This window comes from Vibrio sp. Y42_MX_L11 (genome assembly GCF_024181785.1).
Taxonomy (GTDB): domain Bacteria; phylum Pseudomonadota; class Gammaproteobacteria; order Enterobacterales; family Vibrionaceae; genus Vibrio; species Vibrio diabolicus.
In genome coordinates, this window is record NZ_JAMZAP010000028.1 from 1 (window position 1) to 17,306 (window position 17,306).

Here is a 17,306-nt window from a genome sequence, read left to right on the forward strand (position 1 = left end):
TGCTGACGGAAGAAACCAGCTTCAAAGCTGGGATCAAAAGAAAGCAGAAAAAAGCGAACCGTAGCAACAGCTACCTTTCGCAAGTCCTTGCAGGGCAAGGGGTTTCGTAATCTTTCCCTGGTTAGCTCATCTACCCAAGGATACTGGCTGACGATGAGTGTATTTGAATCTTTGTTTTCTTCTGAAACTTCTGCGAGTGCTTGGCTAAGTGCGCTTACAGCGGTGCTACGGTAATGCTCAAGTAACCTCGAGATGACGTCAAAGCTACCATTGTTGATTTCATTACGAATCGTAAAGTAGAGGGCTTGATGTATTGTTACCGTCACTTTTAGTGTGCTGGCTTTCCCACGACCACGACCTGGCTCCCAATGGATCCAATTGTAGCTGTCAAGTATTCTCAGTATATTAGATATGTTGCGTCTAGAAGTTGAAAAAACCAGTTCTAAATCGTCGAGGTTTACCTGATACGTTTGAGAGTGTTTGTAATGTTTTAATAACTGGCTCAATCTACGAAGACATGTTTCTGTCATGTTTTATTATGTTTCCTCAATAGATGATTGATTTATTAAAGCTATATAATAAATTGATTTCATATTGTGGTGAAGAAAGGTGATTGCTTAAACCTCTCAGTGTTATTGATTGGCTTATCTTCTTCCCATTTAAAAGTATTGGTGGTTTTCATTTTGACTCTAATATATTACTACTAATATAGAGTAAAGGCTCACTTTTTAATTTTTGCCATAATATTAGTGAGTTATGATTAATGTTAGTGTTTGTTTTATTAGTTGTGTCTAATTAGTTAGGCGTAATGACATGAAAATACCCCCACTCATCTATGCAAATAAGCAGGGGTATAAGTTTATTTTACTTCTGGGAAGGTAGTGAATATCGTCCACTCATCTTTAACCATTCCTTGCTGGCCGACAACAGTGGCAGTAACGCGGCGGTTTAATGCGTGGCTGACACGATCCATACCCGGCTCTGCTAACTGTGTGTCGCCAAAAGCAATAATTGCTAGGCGGTCACCCGGGATTCCTTTTTCTATCAATAGATTGCGTACATTCTCTGCACGATGGCGAGATAGGTTTAAATTGTATTCTGCACGTCCTACCTTACTTGCGTATCCTTGTATCTCTATAGAAGTGGTTGGATATTTTTTAAGAAATGCAGCCAACTCATCTATCTTGTTTTTAAAAATTTGGTTAATAAGAGCAGAGTCATTATCAAACAAAATCTTAAGTTGGTATTGCTCTTCTTTATGCAAATAGGTTTCACAACCATCATTGTCCACTTCTGCCCCTATTGGAGTACCTGCGCAAAGATCACGAGCGTTTATCACACCATCTTGGTCCAAGTCGTTTAGGTCAGCAATCTGATTCGCCTTTGGTATAGGAATGTACGCCAGCTCATCTTTTGCGTATGCACTATGATGACTCATTATGACTAAAGCCAGAGTGATTAGAAGATTCTTTTTCATTGTATTTAGTACTCCACCGATTGAGTCCACTCTTCCGGTATGTCGACGCGCAATGCGTCTAAAAGCTGCCCGGTTGAAGTCAGGGTTCGATATTGTGCGTATTGCTGCGCAAATTGTGTTTCTAAGTAGTTTTTGCGTGATTCAAACAACTCGTTTTCAGTGTTCAGCAGATCAAGTAGGGTGCGCTTTCCAATACGATATTGTTTTTGGTATGCAATAACGGTGTTTGACATGGAATCAACGTGTTGTATTAAAAAAGACTTTTGTTGTTTAGTCAGCTCAAGAGCGCTCCAAGAAAGGCGGAGCTCTTGCTCCACACTTCGGTATGCTCGCTCTCTGAGGTCTTTCGCTTTATTGAGTTGATAGGCCATACTGTCACTGTTTGCAGAGTCTCGGCCACCGTTGTAAAGGTTGTATCGGACACGAAGCATTGCTTGTGTTTCAGAGTTGAGACCATTTACTCCTCCTACATCATCGTTCCAGCTTTGTTTCGCTTCAAATGAGATGACTGGGAAATAGTTTGCATCCGCTTGTTTATATTGGAACCTGGCAGAATCGACATCTGCGAGTGCTATTTTTATGACAGGATGATTGTCAAAAGCCTGCGATTGGGCCTCGTCTAGAGAATTGGGGATAAAGTTTTGGTCTGCGTGCGGAAAAATAAGGTTAGTTGGTGCCTCACCAACTAAGCGAAAGAATGCTGTTTGAGCGTCTTTATGGTTATTTTGTGCAGCTAAAACATTACTTTGAGCTTTTGCTAAACGAGCTTTAACCTGGTTAAGGTCAGCAACTGAGCCAATTCCTGACTCTGTACGCTTTTTAATATCAGTATAAATTCGCTTATGTGTGTTTAGGTTGCTAGTGGAAAGCGCAGTCAGCTTTTGTGTTTTTACTACATCCAAATAAGCTTTGATGACTTCTAACGCAACATTTTGGGCATCTGCAAGTAACTGATAGCGCACAGACTCTGCATCTGCAGAGGTACGATCAATGTCATATAGGGTTTTTGAACCATCCCAGATCAACTGGGTAAGAGTAATTGCCATATCTTTGCGGGTCATCTCGGTATCACTCTTACCAGTAGAGTCGGAAGGGTGAATGCTCTCGTAACCGATACCCGCGTCAATATCGAGACTAGGTTTATATGCTCCACGTGATTTATCGATAATATAACGACTACTCATATACTCGTTAAACGCACTTTTGATATCAGGGTTCGTTGCAAATGTTGTCGCTATTGCTTGTTCTAAAGTTTGTGCGCTAGAAACCAGTGGTATTAGCAAACCAAAACACGCGATACTAATATTACTTAGCTTCACTAAAATCTCCCCAAATAATTTAACGCCAGTTATTTTTCAAAAATAAATATTAAAGATTACTAATGTTACCCAAGGCAAACGTTTCCCTTTGCTTGCTTTTTTGGAATGTAAGCTGCTATTTCAATGAAAATTTAATGACAAGTTTAAAGAATATTAAAAATAGGTCGCATAACATATGTTTTTACGGTGCAAAATAAAACAAATTTAAAACATGAAAATTATTGATAGGATAATTGCGTGTTTTAGGTGGGTTAATTGATGCTAGCTTACGCCCAATTGTGTATATCGCTTCTTGAAAATAAGTCTTATTACTTTCTTAGTTTTATGGACTTTGAGATTTTTGTATTTACTAAATGAGGTATAAGCTCTTGGTTGGACCATCAAAATTAACCGCACAAACCTATGTTGTAATCGGCCTAGATGGTCAAATTAAAGCTTTTGCGTCTAAAGAAAACTTGTTACCGGGAGAAGTGGTCGTTGAATTAGTAGAGGGGAAGATCCAACCTCAGCATGTATATATTGCTGACACAGAAGGTGAAGCTCAAACTGATTCTACCGACAAGCTTGCGAAAATATTAGAGGCCATCGAAAAAGGACAAGACCCGAGTCAACTAGGTGATGAATATGCTACTGAAGCTGGTGAAATTACGGGTTCAAGTTTGACGGCCTCTGGTACTGTTGAACGAACGGGGGCAGAAGTACTAGCAAGTACTTTTTTTGAAACCGCCGGCGTGACGACAGAGCAAAGTACAACGCTATTTAATATTTCTCGATTCACAACCTCAGAGCTTGGTGAAACTGAAGCGTTGATTGATGGTGAAGATAGAGGTGCCGTTCAAGAAGACGTGACTCTTGGAACTTCTGGCAACCTCAGTGTTACTGATCCAAATACAGGTGAAGCGTTATTCCAATCACAGAGTGAGGTTCAAGATAGTTATTGGGGCGTCTTCTCAATTGATGCTTTCGGTAACTGGAATTATCAGCTGAATAATGAGCACGAAGAAGTGCAGGCTTTGGATCATGACAGTGACCCAATCATCAGAAGTATTACCGTTTTATCTGTAGATGGCACTGAGCATGAAGTTGTGATCTCTATTACGGGCACTGAAGATGCGCCAGTCGTGACGGGCACGTTCACGGGCAAGGTGACTGAAGGCAATCTCGGTGATGTTGCGACCGCAACAGGCACCATTGCTATTACTGATGTCGATAATGGTGACGATCCGATTTTTGCAAACACCAACGTTACGGGCACCTACGGTGAGTTGGTATTGGTGGATGGTCAGTGGACGTATACGCTGGACCAAAGCCAGGTTCAACAGCTGGACGAGGGTGATCAGGTGCAAGACATCATCATTCTCACGGCGACCGATGGCACCCAACAAAACATTGTGATTGATATTACGGGCACCGAAGACACGCCAGTCGTGACGGGCACGTTTACGGGGTCGGTGACCGAAGGTAATCTCGGTGATGTCGCGACCGCAACAGGCACCATCACCATCTCTGATGTTGATAACGGCGACGATCCGATTTTTGCAAACACTACCGTTACGGGTACTTACGGTGAGCTGGTATTGGTGGATGGAAAGTGGACGTATACGCTGGATCAAAGCCAGGTTCAGCAGCTGGACGAGGGTGAACAGGTGCAAGACACCATTACTCTCACAGCGACCGATGGCACCCAACAAAAGATCGTGATTGATATTACGGGCACCGAAGACACGCCAGTCGTGACGGGTACGTTCACCGGCAAGGTGATCGAAGGCAATCTCGGTGATGTCGCGACCGCAACAGGCACCCTTGCTATCTCTGATGTTGATAATGGTGATGAGCCAGTGTTCAGCAACACTACCGTTACGGGCACCTATGGTGAGCTAGCATTGGTGGATGGGAAGTGGACGTATACGCTGGATCAAAGCCAGGTTCAACAGCTGGACGAGGGTGACCAGGTGCAAGACACCATCACCCTGACGGCGACCGATGGCACCCAACAAAAAATCGTGATTGATATTACGGGCACCGAAGACGCGCCTATTGTTGACGGTACGTTTACTGGCAAGGTGAGCGAAGGCAATCTCGGTGATGTGGTGACCGCAACAGGCACCATTGCTATTACTGATGTTGATAATGGCGATGAGCCAGTGTTTAGCAACACTACAGCGACGGGCACTTACGGTGAACTGGTATTGTTGGATGGAAAGTGGACGTATACGTTGAACCAAAGTCTGGTTCAAGAGTTAGATGAGGGTGAGCAGGTGCAAGACACCATCACTCTCACTGCAACCGATGGTACCCAACAAAACATCGTGATTGATATTACGGGCACCGAAGACGCGCCTATTGTTGACGGTGCGTTCACCGGCAAGGTGACTGAAGGTAATCTCGGTGATGTTGCGACCGCAACCGGCACCATTACTATCTCTGATGTTGATAATGGCGACGATCCGATTTTTGCAAACACCACCGTTACGGGCACCTATGGTGAGCTGGTATTGGTGGATGGGAAGTGGACGTATACGCTGGACCAAAGCCAGGTTCAACAGTTGGACGAGGATGAGCAGGTGCAAGACACCATCACCCTGACAGCAACCGATGGCACCCAACAAAGCATCGTGATTGATATTACGGGCACCGAAGACACGCCAGTCGTGACGGGCACGTTCACGGGCAAGGTGACCGAAGGCAACCTCGGTGATGTTGTGACCGCAGCAGGTACCATTACTATCTATGATGTTGATAATGGCGACGATCCGATTTTTGCAAACACCACCGTTACGGGTACTTACGGCGAGCTAGTATTGGTGGACGGGCAGTGGACGTATACGCTGGACCAAAGCCAGGTTCAACAGTTGGACGAGGGTGAAAAAGTACAAGACACCATCACTCTCACGGCGACCGATGGCACCCAACAAAACATCGTGATTGATATTACGGGCACTAATGATGTTCCTGAATTTGTTAGTGGGAGTAATGACAACTTTGGTCTGGATGCCCAAGGTAAAACCGACATCGATAGTTACCAGTTTAGCGTTGATGAAAACAGTCAATCGGGTGTAATTGGAAAAGTAAATGCATTCGATGTCGATCAGGACAGTCAGATAACGTATCACTTAAACGGTCATAGCGAACTGTTTGAAATCAACAGTCTTACCGGTGAGATCAGTGTCAAAAATGGTGCAAATCTGGACCATGAATCTATCGATAACTACCAGCTAGAAGTGGAAGCTCGTGACCAGTTTGGCGGTAAAGACACCGCTCAGGTCGAAGTGTTGGTTCGCGATATTAATGAAGCCCCTATTGCTGAAGATGATAAGGGCATTGAAAAAACAACCAAGACACTTGACCAGAGCAACTGGGATGATAGCACTGATATCACAGTTGATTATTATGTGATTGATACGCGATCTGGAAACAAGGTTTCTGATGCATCGAAAGCTGATTATGTTGGTGACGGCGACCACAAATATGGCGTTAGTTCTGCGCTAGACAGCGGCTCAGACTGGGTTCAAGATGGTCAGATTCGATATGATGATGCAACTGGACAAAGTGAAGCAATGCGCTTCTCCTTCGCTAATGGTCAGGTTGCCGATCATGCTGAAGTTGAAGTGAAAAACCTATGGACAGACACTTCGAACGGTAGCTGGGAGCCTGGTATTGAGCGCGGTGTTTGGAAGGCTTACTACAAAGGTGACTTGGTTGCGACAGGTGTGTTTGAAGGTACCCGTGGTGGTAATCAAGTAGTCAACATCAATGCAGATGGGCGTTTCTTCGATAGTATTGAAATGTCTACTACCAGCTATAAAGACGGTGTCATTGATCCTAAAGGCTCAGAGTACTTTATTACTCAGGTATCAGCGGACCTGACGACCTTTGATGAAGCTTACCAGACCAACGGCTCAGGCACGTTAGAGCTGGATGTTCTGGCGAATGACAGCGACCCGGATGGTGACGCTCTGACTATTATCGACTATCCATCAGAAAGTTTCCTCAGTCTGCAAGATGGTAAATTGGTCTTTGATGCGGCCAAGTACCTAGAGTCACTGCCAGCTGATCAACAAACCCTGAAAACGGGTGAAGTGAAAGATTATACCTTCGAATACACCATCCGTGATGACGACGGCCTGACTGATAAAGCAAAAGTTACCGTTAGTGTGATGGGTGAGCCTATGTCGCTCAGTGATGCACACGCAGCATTGGATGAATCTCAAGTTGATACGGATACTGGCGTACATGCTGAAGGCAACTTTATCGCAAACCTCGGTTCTGCAACGGAGGCTGAATATCACTTCAACGCCGATCAAAACCTAGGTGGTTTCACCAGTGATGGTAAAGAGGTTGTGTTTGAAGTGAGTGCAGATCAGAGCACTCTAACTGGTTATACTGGAACAGGTGCCGACCGCATCAAAGTGGTTCAAGCCAACATAGATAGCAAAACGGGTCATTTCACAGTTGATCAACATATGCCTCTTGATCATGCGGAGCAGGGGGCGGACATGCTGGATATCCGCGCTAGCGTCGAGGTGGATGCCGGAGGTCAGTCTGAGAGTGCCACCTTGCATCTGAATGTGACGGATTCATTACCGTCATCGTCTTCAGCTCACTACGAAATAAATGATGTTGATTCACAAAGTAATAGTGTTGTGATTGCACTTGATGCGTCAGAATCAATGCTCGACTGGGTAACAGATGCAGACGGACAATATGTTACTCGCTGGCAACTTGCTCAAGACTCTATTAAGTCAATGTTTGAGCAATACCAAGATTTGGGTCCAGTAAGTTTTAGAATTGCAACTTACAGCGGACAACCATCTGGCCAGATTTCTGAGTGGCTAGATTCTGCCGAGGCCATTGATTCCTTTATCTCTGGTATACATCCATATGCATCGACGCCATATAACCAGGCCGTTGACCAAATAAATGAAATACTTAGTGATCCAGAAGATGATGCATTGCTTAGTAATACCGATACCCAGCTTTACTTTATCTCAGATGGTCGACCTTCCGATTTTACCTATTGGACAAATCAAACGAACGTGGGAGAAATTCAAACCCGTGAAAACTTGATTAAGTGGTCAACATCAGATGATTTTGAAAGTGAACAGCGTTATCAGGACATAGTGAATGGTCGGGTTCAGCCTACTTCTGAAGAAGAGGGCATCATTCTGCAAAATGCGATGGAAAATGGCATCAGCAGTAGCGGTCAGGATGTTGAAAATATCTGGTCTGTCGGTATCGGTAATGGTGCGTCTCTGGAACACCTGGAGTCGATCGCGACAGATAAAGGCAGTGCTATTGTCGTTGTAGATGATTCTCAGATTGGGGATTTGCTTAGCAAAACGGTCTCAGGCCAGTTGCAAGGTAACCTTCTGGATGACAATGGCGGTGATGCTCAGTGGGTAGATCACATCACTATCGATGGCGAGATATATTACTACAACAAAATAAACGGTGATGTCACTACCAGCGATGGCACGAAAATATCGGATCATTCTCTGGCGCAAATTGATACCAACCACGGCAAGCTGACCATTAACTTTGAAAATGGTCACTACGACTATCAAGCGAGCAATGTTGTAGGTCATCAACAAGAGAAGCTTGACGTTACGGTTATCGATGCTGACGGTGATACTACAAATAGTGAAGTTACCATTGATATCCGAGATCGCGCACCAGAATTCATCAGTGTCGGTGATACAGACCAAACCCATGGCACCGATGCCAACGGTATGCCAACAGAAGATACAGCAAGCTTTGACGTCGCTGAGCAAGAAGTTGGGGTATTAGTCGGCCAGGTGGAAGCGTTTGATCCGGATGGCAGTGACACCATAAAGTATGAATTGAGTGGTGGTGATGCTGATCTATTCCGTGTTGACTCTAATAGTGGTGAGATTTGGCTGAAAGATGGTGTAAAACTGGATCACTCGACTCAGCAAACGTATCAGTTGGAAGTGTCTGCAAGCGATGGTGTGGATACCGATACAACTCAGGTTATCCTGAATGTCACTGAGAACCATGCCCCAACCTCATCTCCAGTTCAGGGCTTTGCTCAGATGGAAGACTTACCGATCAATAAAGTGACGGTAGTGTTCGACCACTCGAACAGCATGACCCGCACCTTTGACGGTGAAAATACCGTGGGTCGTGAGGCAACCGCACCGAAAACTGAATCGAGAGCTTACAAAGCAGCAGCAGCGTTACATTCCATGGTTGAAAACATGATTGCCGATGGAGGAGAATCAAATACCTATATCCGCCTGGTACGTTTCGACGGAGATACATCCACACATAGCTGGCTGACCTTGAGTGAAGTTGAGTTGATGACACGCCCACCAGAGATGAATGGCCGTGATCCAAACGATTTAAGTTTCCAAAATGAAGTGTCAGAATATGTGCGCAACTGGTGTGACGTAGAATACGGTACCAATACGGATTACGATAAAGCTTTAGAGGCTGTAATGGAGCCTGGTGAGGCAAGTAATGCCGTTTACCCTTGGCAGGATGGTTGGGACTATTTCGGTCCAGAAAAACCGTCTGAGAGTAAGGACACCATATTCTTTATCTCAGATGGCGAACCCAACCCTAGCGAGGGCGCTGTTACTTCTCCTGATCTAGCCGAGCGCTGGGAAGATTACAAACAGACTCATGACGCCAAGGTATATGGGATTGGTATTGCTCTCTCTGATAATGTCAAAGCAGCAGAGGCTCTAGATGAGCTTAGCGACAAAGTGGTGTTTATCGACTCAGGTGAAGACTTGGGGCAGTACCTAAACCAGTTCTCTCCCGATCCAATTGCCGGTGAGTTACTGGCGGGAAGCCAGGACGCTGATGGTGATAGCATGACCGTTTCTTTGGCAGAAGGCGATTTCACTCTGCTGGGCGCAGATCTGCACGGTGTAACCGTAAATCAGCCGTTAGTTTCTTCATCCAGTGACGTAGATGGTCAGCTTCATATCCAGACAGCGTTCGGCACTTTGGAAGTGTCATCCAATGGCAGTTATAGCTTTACTCAAAGCGATGAGCTTACTCTACAGGGAGACCAGCAGGCGGATTTGCATTTCTTGTTTAAAGTGTCTGATGGTAAAGGTGGCATAAGTGAAAACGTCTTTACACTTACATTGAACGATTCTGGCACCGATATTGTGCAAACTGAGCGCCATGCGTCGGTGGGAGATGAGTTTGCGAATAGCATCACTGGTGGCGAACGCATTGATATTTTGCTAGGACAAGCAGGTGAAGATACGTTGAGTGGTGGCGCAGGCGATGACATTCTGGTTGGTGGGCTTGGAAACGATATCCTGACGGGAGGTCTAGGCAGTGACATCTTGACAGGTGGAGAGGGTATTGACACCTTCACCTTTACTCAAGAATCACTGGACATGACGTCATCAAGAGATGTGATTAAAGACTTTAGGCTGGATGAAGACAAGCTGGATTTGAGTGACATTCTTGAGTTTGTCGGTGACGACACAACGGATATGGATAACTTGTTGGAACACGTAAGCGCAGACTACGATAGTGCCCAAGATACTCTGAACTTGACGATTACTGGAGAAGGCAGCAACACAATGTCAGTGGCATTAGAGAACTTTGATTTATCAGGGTTGGAGCTAGGGTCGTCAGCGACATCTCATGAAATCGTTGATCAGCTGTTCCATCACCAAGTTTTTAGCGTGGATTAATATTACCTGAAGATAAAGTTATTTTAGTAAACAGCACCTGATTGAATCATCAGGTGCTGTTTTTCTTTATCTGCCGCTGTTAGCTACCGACTTTTTGCTTAACCACTTTACAAATTAGCAGTAGTAAATGCACTGCTTCTGCACTTTAAGTGGTTCTTTGGTTACATGTTTTGATAGCTTGGTCCGCCACCGCCTTCTGGCGCTTTCCATGTGATGTTTTGTGAAGGGTCTTTGATATCACAGGTTTTGCAATGCACGCAGTTGGCGGCATTTATCTGAAACTTCAACTTATTGTCCACTTCCACCACTTCGTAAACCCCAGCGGGGCAATAGCGCTGACTCGGTTCGTCATACATACCCAAATTCACATCAATTGGAATGTGAGGATAAGTCAGAACAAGGTGGCAAGGTTGGTTCTCTTCGTGCTGTGTTCCCGACAAAAATACCGACGAAGGCTTATCAAAACTGATTTCACCATCTGGTTTTGGGTATGTAATTGGTTGGCACTCTTGTTTAGGTTTTAACTGTTCGTGATCGTACGAATAGTCCTTGACAGTCCAAGGTAACGGCTTCTTAACCAGTGGTTGCCATAGGTTATGCTCAAATGTCGAAAGTGCACCGCCCAGTATGCTGCCAAACTTGTGGATGTTCGCACCAAAGTTACGTGTTTCGGTGAGCTCGTCATACAACCATGATGATTCAAACAATGACAGGTAGTCTGGCTCAGAAGCTCCAGTTTGTCGGGCGGTATATACAGCTTCTGCTGCAATGATTCCGGATTTCATGGCTGTGTGGCTGCCTTTAATTTTAGCGACATTCAAAGTCCCTGCATCACAACCAATCAATAAACCGCCGGGGAATTGCTGTTTCGGCAGAGAAGAAAGTCCACCTTTTGCAATGGCTCTTGCACCATATGCGATACGTTGGGCACCTTTTAGGTGTTGCTTGATAGCTGGATGATGCTTAAAGCGTTGAAACTCGTCAAACGGGCTTAAGTAAGGGTTGCTGTAGTTTAAATCTACGATCAAACCGACCGCGATTTGGTTGTTTTCCATATGATATAGAAAACCGCCGCCAGTGGTATTTGTCTCGCTCAAAGGCCAGCCAGCGGAGTGGATAACACTGCCAGATACATCCTTGCTGTCAGAGGGTAATTCCCATATCTCTTTTAAGCCAAGCGCGTAGTGCTGAGGTTGCTTGCCTGCGTCTAGGTCGAACCTTTGAATAAGTTCTTTACCCAGATGTCCGCGACAACCTTCAGCAAAAAGGGTGTATTTTGCCTTTAGCTCGATACCTGGCTCAAAGTTAGGTTTGGCTTGGCCGTTCTTATCTAGTCCCATATCGCTCGTATTAATGCCTGTCACGGCGCCACTCTGATCATAATTGATGTTTGCAGCGGCAAAGCCAGGAAAAACTTCCACCCCAAGACTTTCTGCTTGGTTAGCGAGCCAACGGCAAAGGTTGGCAAGGCTAATTACATAATTATTTTCGCCATTTATCATTGGACGTGGCGTAAGGAAATGAGGGACGCGAATATGGTTTTGCTCAGTAGTAAGATAAAGGAAATGGTCTTGCTGAACTGAGGCTGATAGCGGGGCATCCATTTCTTTCCAATCGGGGAAAAGTTCATCCAAGGCATTGGTTTCAAAAACAGCGCCAGATAAAATATGTGCGCCCACTTCTGAGCCTTTTTCTACAACGCAAATTGAAAGTGCGTCACCTTCACTATCTTGGTTGAGTTGAGCTAGGCGACAAGCGGCACTTAAGCCCGCAGGTCCGGCTCCCACGATCACGACATCAAACTCCATGCATTCTCGTTCCATCTATCTGCTTCCTTTCTATTATCGTCATCTGCGTGACAGGTTTTTGGTTTCTATACAGAAAACTATAGCTCAGTTGACGTTAACGTGAAGTGAACTAAGCTCAAGTAATGGATCTGACGTGTTATACGAGGCATGACCATGGACGACCGACCATTAGCAACACTTGTCATTGCGGAACATGACAACCAGTCGTTGGCTGTAGGGACGCTGTGTGCAATTAAAGCGGCATTTGATATCAAGGATGGTGATAAATCGCTTCCTGTTTCTGTATTGCTTATTGGTTATCAGTGCCAATCGGTTTTGGATGAGTTGAAGTGTGTTAAGGGCGTTGCAGAAATTATCTGGGTTGACGCAAAGGAATACGAGCATGGGTTAGCGGAAAACATTGCGCCTTTGATTTCACGAGTAGCCAGAGATTACTCGCACATTCTTGCTCCTGCCAGTACGTTTGGTAAGAATGTAATGCCTCGCGTGGCGGCGTTGCTCGATGTAGGGCAACTTTCGGATGTGATGACCATCGAGTCTATCGATACGGTGATTCGTCCAATATATGCCGGGAATGCATTGGCGAGAGTCACGTCGAACGACCTCTATAAAGTTATGACCATACGAAGTACGGCTTTTGATGCCGTAGAGCTGTTAGACACGCCAGTTGTCCCTAAGGTTACTCAAGTCGATACAGTGATTATCAACAAACTGAGTGAGTTTATTTCGCAGCAAACGCCAGAAAGTGAGCGACCAGAATTGCCAGCGGCTAGAGTGGTGGTATCGGGTGGTCGTGCATTCGGGAGTAAAGAGAAGTTTGCTTTAGTCGAACAATTGGCTGACAAGCTAGGTGGAGCGGTAGGAGCGTCCCGAGCAGCGGTCGATGCGGGTTATGTGTCTAATGACCATCAAGTCGGGCAAACCGGTAAAATTGTTGCACCTGAATTATACATTGCTGTAGGAATTTCTGGTGCTATTCAACATTTAGCGGGAATGAAAGACTCAAAGGTGATTGTCGCAATTAACAGCGATCCCGATGCGCCTATTTTTGACATCGCTGACTATGGGTTGGTCGGCGATTTATTTGAGGTGATGCCGGAGTTGCTAGCGAAGCTGTAGATATAATCTGTTCTCTCAAACAAAAGGCTTCCGAACTGGAAGCCTTTATCATTTGGTTTTTACCAGTTACTTTTCGCTCGGGCGTTGCAGGTGTTCTGCAAGCACTTTAGTAAACCTTGCTGCTTCACCACCAGTACAAGCGCGATGATCAAACGTTACGGATAGCGGCATTGCTTTCACCGAAATTGCTTGACCATTTCTTATCACCACTCGGTCGAGTATTCGACCAGCACCAACAATAGCGACTTGCGGAGGTGTGACGACAGGTGTCGCGTAAATGCCGGCAATCGCTCCGAAGTTGGAAAGCGTAATCGTCGCGTGCTGCAATTGCTCTCGACCGATTTTTCTCTCTCTGATCCCTTCAACAGTTTGATCGAGCCAACGACGAACATCTTGTGGCTCGTATTCATCTGCGTGGCGCAATACGGGTACGTACAAGCCATGACGGCTATCTACAGCAATACCAAGGTTAACTGTATTGTGCACGCAACGCGTCATGGTTTCTGCATCAAACCAAGCATTTAAAGCGGGCTCTTCCTGACACGCATGAACAATCGCTTGAACTAGACGGATACTGATGTCTTCGTTCGGCAGCCAGTCTTCCAACAACGCTTCTTCTGTAATGGTCACGGCAGCAACGTGCTCGTGTGACTCAGTCATCGAGGACACCATGGTGCGTCGAGCACCTTTCAATACTTCTGTGCCCGGACGCTGTTTTCCGGCTTCGTCGTAAATGTCGGCATCAACGATAAGACCGTTTGGACCACTGCCTGACACGAGATTAAGATCTACCCCAAGTTTTTGTGCCAATAGACGAGCCGACGGTAGAGCAGTAACTAGATTACTCTCAGTCGTGTTGTGATTGCCTCCAATCCAGAAGTCATCGACGTTAACGTGATGCGCTTGATGAGAAACATTGCCGACAACGGTTGCGGCGTCAGCGGTCTCTTTTTTCTCTACCGTTGCCCCGCGCTCTGCGCCAGTTTCGTCAATTTCGAGTAGCAATGCGCCAATATTGACGATATCACCTTCTTCCCCATGGCGGCTGACTACACGGCCCGAGTAGGGGGCGGGAACGTCGACCGTCGCTTTTGCTGTCTCGACAGTTAAGATCACTTGATCCAACTTAACCATGTCACCGACATTAACGTGCCATTTTACAATTTCTGATTCAGCGAGGCCTTCGCCGAGATCGGGTAAGTTAAACGTCTTCATTTCCAATCCTCCACGAGTTCGCGCGCTGCGGTCACAATGTCTTCTTCCTGAACCATGAAATAATCTTCGTTACGGTAATAAGGCATAATGGTATCCATTCCAGTTACTCGTTTAGGTGGGGCTTTTAGTAAGCACATGGCGTGTTCGGCTGTTCGAGCTAAAAGCTCAGAGCCCACACCACAAGTTTTACTCGCTTCATGAACAACGAGTAAACGTCCGGTTTTTTCTAGTGAGCTGAAAATCGTTGCGGTATCAATTGGCTTAATGCTCGCCAAATCAATCACCTCGACTTCAATTCCTTGACTAGATAAGGTCTGTGCGGCTTGAAGTGACTCTACGACGCATGCGCCCCAAGTAACAAGCGTGATATCTCGCCCCTTACGTAAGGTGAAGCAGGTGTCGAGTGGAAGTGCTTCGCCATTATCAACGACTTCAGACTTTACGGTTCGATAAATGCGTTTCGGTTCGAAGAACATAACAGGATCATTGCTTCGAATCGCGGCGAGAAGCAGGCCGTATGCGCGCTGAGGTGAAGAAGGAATCACTACTTTAAAGCCAGCAGTGTGCGCAAATAGCGCCTCTACACTTTCTGAGTGGTGCTCTGGAGCGTGAATACCGCCACCAAATGGCGCACGAAAAACCGCAGGGCAAGTGAGGCGACCACGAGTTCGGTTACGCATGCGTGCCGCGTGGCACATTAAGTGCTCCATTGCCGGAAAAACAAAACCTTGAAATTGAAATTCGGCGACAGGTCGTAATCCTTGCGTTGCCATACCGACCGCAACACCGCCGATTAACGCTTCAGCGAGTGGCGTATCGATCACTCGTTTGAGACCAAACTCTTGTTTGAGCCCTACGGTGGCACGGAATACGCCACCATTATCACCTACGTCCTCACCTAACACGACAACATTTTGGTCTTGTTGCATTTCGTGGTGCAGAGCGAGGTTTACTGCTTCAACTAACGTTAGCTCAGCCATGTTTGCCTCCCTGCATTCGCATTGCTTTGTTGATGAGTTCATCTCTTTGAGCGTGAAGCTCTTGGGGAAGCGATTCATACAAATAATCGAACCCAGTTTCAGGTGCTTGTGACGGTAAGCTGAGGTAGCGCTCAACTGCCAGTTCCACTTGTTCCTTGCAGTATTCTAGCCATTGTTGCTCTTGTTCATCGCTCCAAGCTCCTTGATTAAGGAGATACGTTTTAAGACGTGCTATAGGTTCGTATTGCCATGCGGTTTGAACATCGTCCTCTTTACGATAACGAGTCGCATCATCGGCAGTAGTGTGGTCACTTAATCGGTAACTGACCGCTTCGATGAGTGTTGCGCCTTTCCCTTTTCTCGCTCTCTCAAGTGCGGTCTTGGTTGCATCATAAACGGCGACGACATCGTTACCATCTACCGTAATGCCCGGTATACCAGCGCCTTGCGCTTTTTCTGATAAGAAATCGGCAGCACATTGAAGGCTACGCGGCACTGAAATTGCCCACTGGTTGTTATTCACAACGAAAACAAGTGGAATATTCCAAGCACCCGCACAGTTTATTGACTCTAGAAAATCCCCTTTGGATGTACCGCCATCGCCACACATGACTAGCGCAGCTTCATGGTTACCTTGAATTTTCAATGCGGAAGCCACCCCGACAGCGTGCGTACATTGCGTCGCAATGGGGACGCAGAATGGAAGATCTCGGCTAGGAACTGGGCTGCCCTCAGGAGCAAAATCACTACCGCGCTCATCACCGCCCCAGTATTGAAGATTCTTCTCCATGCCAATACCACGACACCACATTGCAGGCATATCGCGATAGTAAGGGACAAATACATCATCGGCTTTCAGCGCTCTGCCGACCGCAATGCCGATGGCTTCAGCACCTAGGTGCGAAGGGTAGGTCCCTAACTTTCCGGTGCGTTGCAACGCAACGGCTTTGTTGTCGTAAGTACGAGTTAATACCATGTCTCGGTAAAACCCGACCAAAGTTTCAGTGTCAGCCCAGTTGGGTAGTTGGCCGACTAGGTCCCCATGATGGTCGATAAACCGATGCATGGGTAATGCCTGAACGTTCATCTCAAGCTCCTTTTGACGCTGCGTGTCTTTTGGACTGCAGCTGTTCATATCAAACCAGAGTTTGTATGGGTACTCAAACTCTGATATCAGCGCAAAGGCCATACCTAAGGTTGCTTGTGTTTTCTATAGCTGTAGGCATCTGTACGTCCTTTAAACTATTTTTCGATAACACCGCTGCGGCTATTTCATCGCAAGACACAGAGAAACATTTTTTCTGCATCTAACCCTCTAACTAAATCGTGGTATAGCCAGATACAATAAGTGTAAACAAATTGTTAAATTGTGCTTCATTTTGACTTTTGACCAGTAGTAAAGTTTTGCTTACACCCTGATTTGGCAGAGTAATGTGCTGTTATTTTGTTGGTGGTATTTTTAAACTCGAATTTAATTACTGGTTAATGAAACATATTTGCAACAAAATTTGGCTGTAAAATTTGACAAAGTGAGTCATTATTAATGAATCAACTCAAGTAGTTGTTATGTGTTGTATTGAGATTTTTTGTTGTGCCCGAAACTCCGGCCTTATGAGAATACATAACTTCTTCCCAACAGAGTGGAATCAAGGTAGGGTGACGGCATTACAAATGTATACCCTCGGCGGTCCTTGAGCTTATCAGCA

8 protein-coding genes and 1 pseudogene are annotated in these 17,306 nt (G+C 45.8%); 2 read left to right on the plus strand and 7 right to left on the minus strand.

The features are described 5' to 3' along the window. Window positions 1–251 precede the first annotated feature (251 nt). From NL643_RS20885 to NL643_RS20895, 3 genes and pseudogenes are all read right to left on the minus strand, one after another. Window positions 252–530, minus strand: a pseudogene (locus tag NL643_RS20885) (SgrR family transcriptional regulator); the annotation flags it as partial. Between the two features lie 329 nt (window positions 531–859). Continuing rightward, entirely contained in the window at window positions 860–1,477 is a 618-nt protein-coding gene (locus tag NL643_RS20890) for an OmpA family protein (protein ID WP_182033546.1), read from the minus strand. 5 nt (window positions 1,478–1,482) lie between these two features. Continuing rightward, window positions 1,483–2,796 carry a TolC family outer membrane protein gene (locus NL643_RS20895; RefSeq protein WP_048625183.1) on the minus strand — a complete coding sequence of 438 codons (1,314 nt, stop codon included), beginning with the start codon at window positions 2,794–2,796 and terminating at the stop codon, window positions 1,483–1,485. A gap of 368 nt (window positions 2,797–3,164) precedes the next feature. Here NL643_RS20895 and NL643_RS20900 point away from each other — a divergent pair, with 368 nt between their 5' ends. After that, complete coding sequence (locus NL643_RS20900) at window positions 3,165–10,478, plus strand: VCBS domain-containing protein (protein WP_301339143.1); 7,314 nt, start codon at window positions 3,165–3,167, stop codon at window positions 10,476–10,478. Between the two features lie 161 nt (window positions 10,479–10,639). Here NL643_RS20900 and NL643_RS20915 read toward each other — a convergent pair whose 3' ends face one another. Then, complete coding sequence (locus NL643_RS20915) at window positions 10,640–12,301, minus strand: electron transfer flavoprotein-ubiquinone oxidoreductase (RefSeq protein ID WP_253645099.1); 1,662 nt, start codon at window positions 12,299–12,301, stop codon at window positions 10,640–10,642. A gap of 138 nt (window positions 12,302–12,439) precedes the next feature. Between NL643_RS20915 and NL643_RS20920 the strand changes: the two genes are divergently transcribed. Further along, on the plus strand, window positions 12,440–13,405 hold the full coding sequence (locus tag NL643_RS20920) for an electron transfer flavoprotein subunit alpha/FixB family protein (RefSeq protein ID WP_253645100.1): 966 nt from the start codon (window positions 12,440–12,442) through the stop codon (window positions 13,403–13,405). A 66-nt stretch (window positions 13,406–13,471) separates the two neighbouring features. Here NL643_RS20920 and NL643_RS20925 read toward each other — a convergent pair whose 3' ends face one another. Genes NL643_RS20925 through pdhA form a run of 3 tightly spaced genes read right to left on the minus strand, consistent with a single transcriptional unit; the run spans window position 13,472 to window position 16,687 of the window. Next, on the minus strand, window positions 13,472–14,620 hold the full coding sequence (locus NL643_RS20925) for a dihydrolipoamide acetyltransferase family protein (protein ID WP_047009272.1): 1,149 nt from the start codon (window positions 14,618–14,620) through the stop codon (window positions 13,472–13,474). After that, a complete protein-coding gene (locus NL643_RS20930; RefSeq protein WP_005395620.1) occupies window positions 14,617–15,600 on the minus strand; it encodes an alpha-ketoacid dehydrogenase subunit beta in 984 nt (327 codons plus the stop codon). Before NL643_RS20930 ends, NL643_RS20925 begins: the two co-directional genes overlap by 4 nt. Continuing rightward, window positions 15,593–16,687, minus strand: a complete 1,095-nt coding sequence (gene pdhA / locus NL643_RS20935) for a pyruvate dehydrogenase (acetyl-transferring) E1 component subunit alpha (protein ID WP_167427578.1) — start codon at window positions 16,685–16,687, stop codon at window positions 15,593–15,595. Before pdhA ends, NL643_RS20930 begins: the two co-directional genes overlap by 8 nt. Window positions 16,688–17,306: the final 619 nt, after the last annotated feature.

What these genes read in the sequence shown, in the direction of transcription:
- NL643_RS20890 (WP_182033546.1), bottom strand. Translation starts at nt 1,477, where the DNA reads ATGAAAAAGAATCTTCTAATCACTCTGGCTTTAGTCATAATGAGTCAT.
- NL643_RS20915 (WP_253645099.1), bottom strand. Translation starts at nt 12,301, where the DNA reads ATGGAACGAGAATGCATGGAGTTTGATGTCGTGATCGTGGGAGCCGGA.
- NL643_RS20920 (WP_253645100.1), top strand. Translation starts at nt 12,440, where the DNA reads ATGGACGACCGACCATTAGCAACACTTGTCATTGCGGAACATGACAAC.
- NL643_RS20925 (WP_047009272.1), bottom strand. Translation starts at nt 14,620, where the DNA reads ATGAAGACGTTTAACTTACCCGATCTCGGCGAAGGCCTCGCTGAATCA.
- NL643_RS20930 (WP_005395620.1), bottom strand. Translation starts at nt 15,600, where the DNA reads ATGGCTGAGCTAACGTTAGTTGAAGCAGTAAACCTCGCTCTGCACCAC.
- pdhA (WP_167427578.1), bottom strand. Translation starts at nt 16,687, where the DNA reads ATGAACGTTCAGGCATTACCCATGCATCGGTTTATCGACCATCATGGG.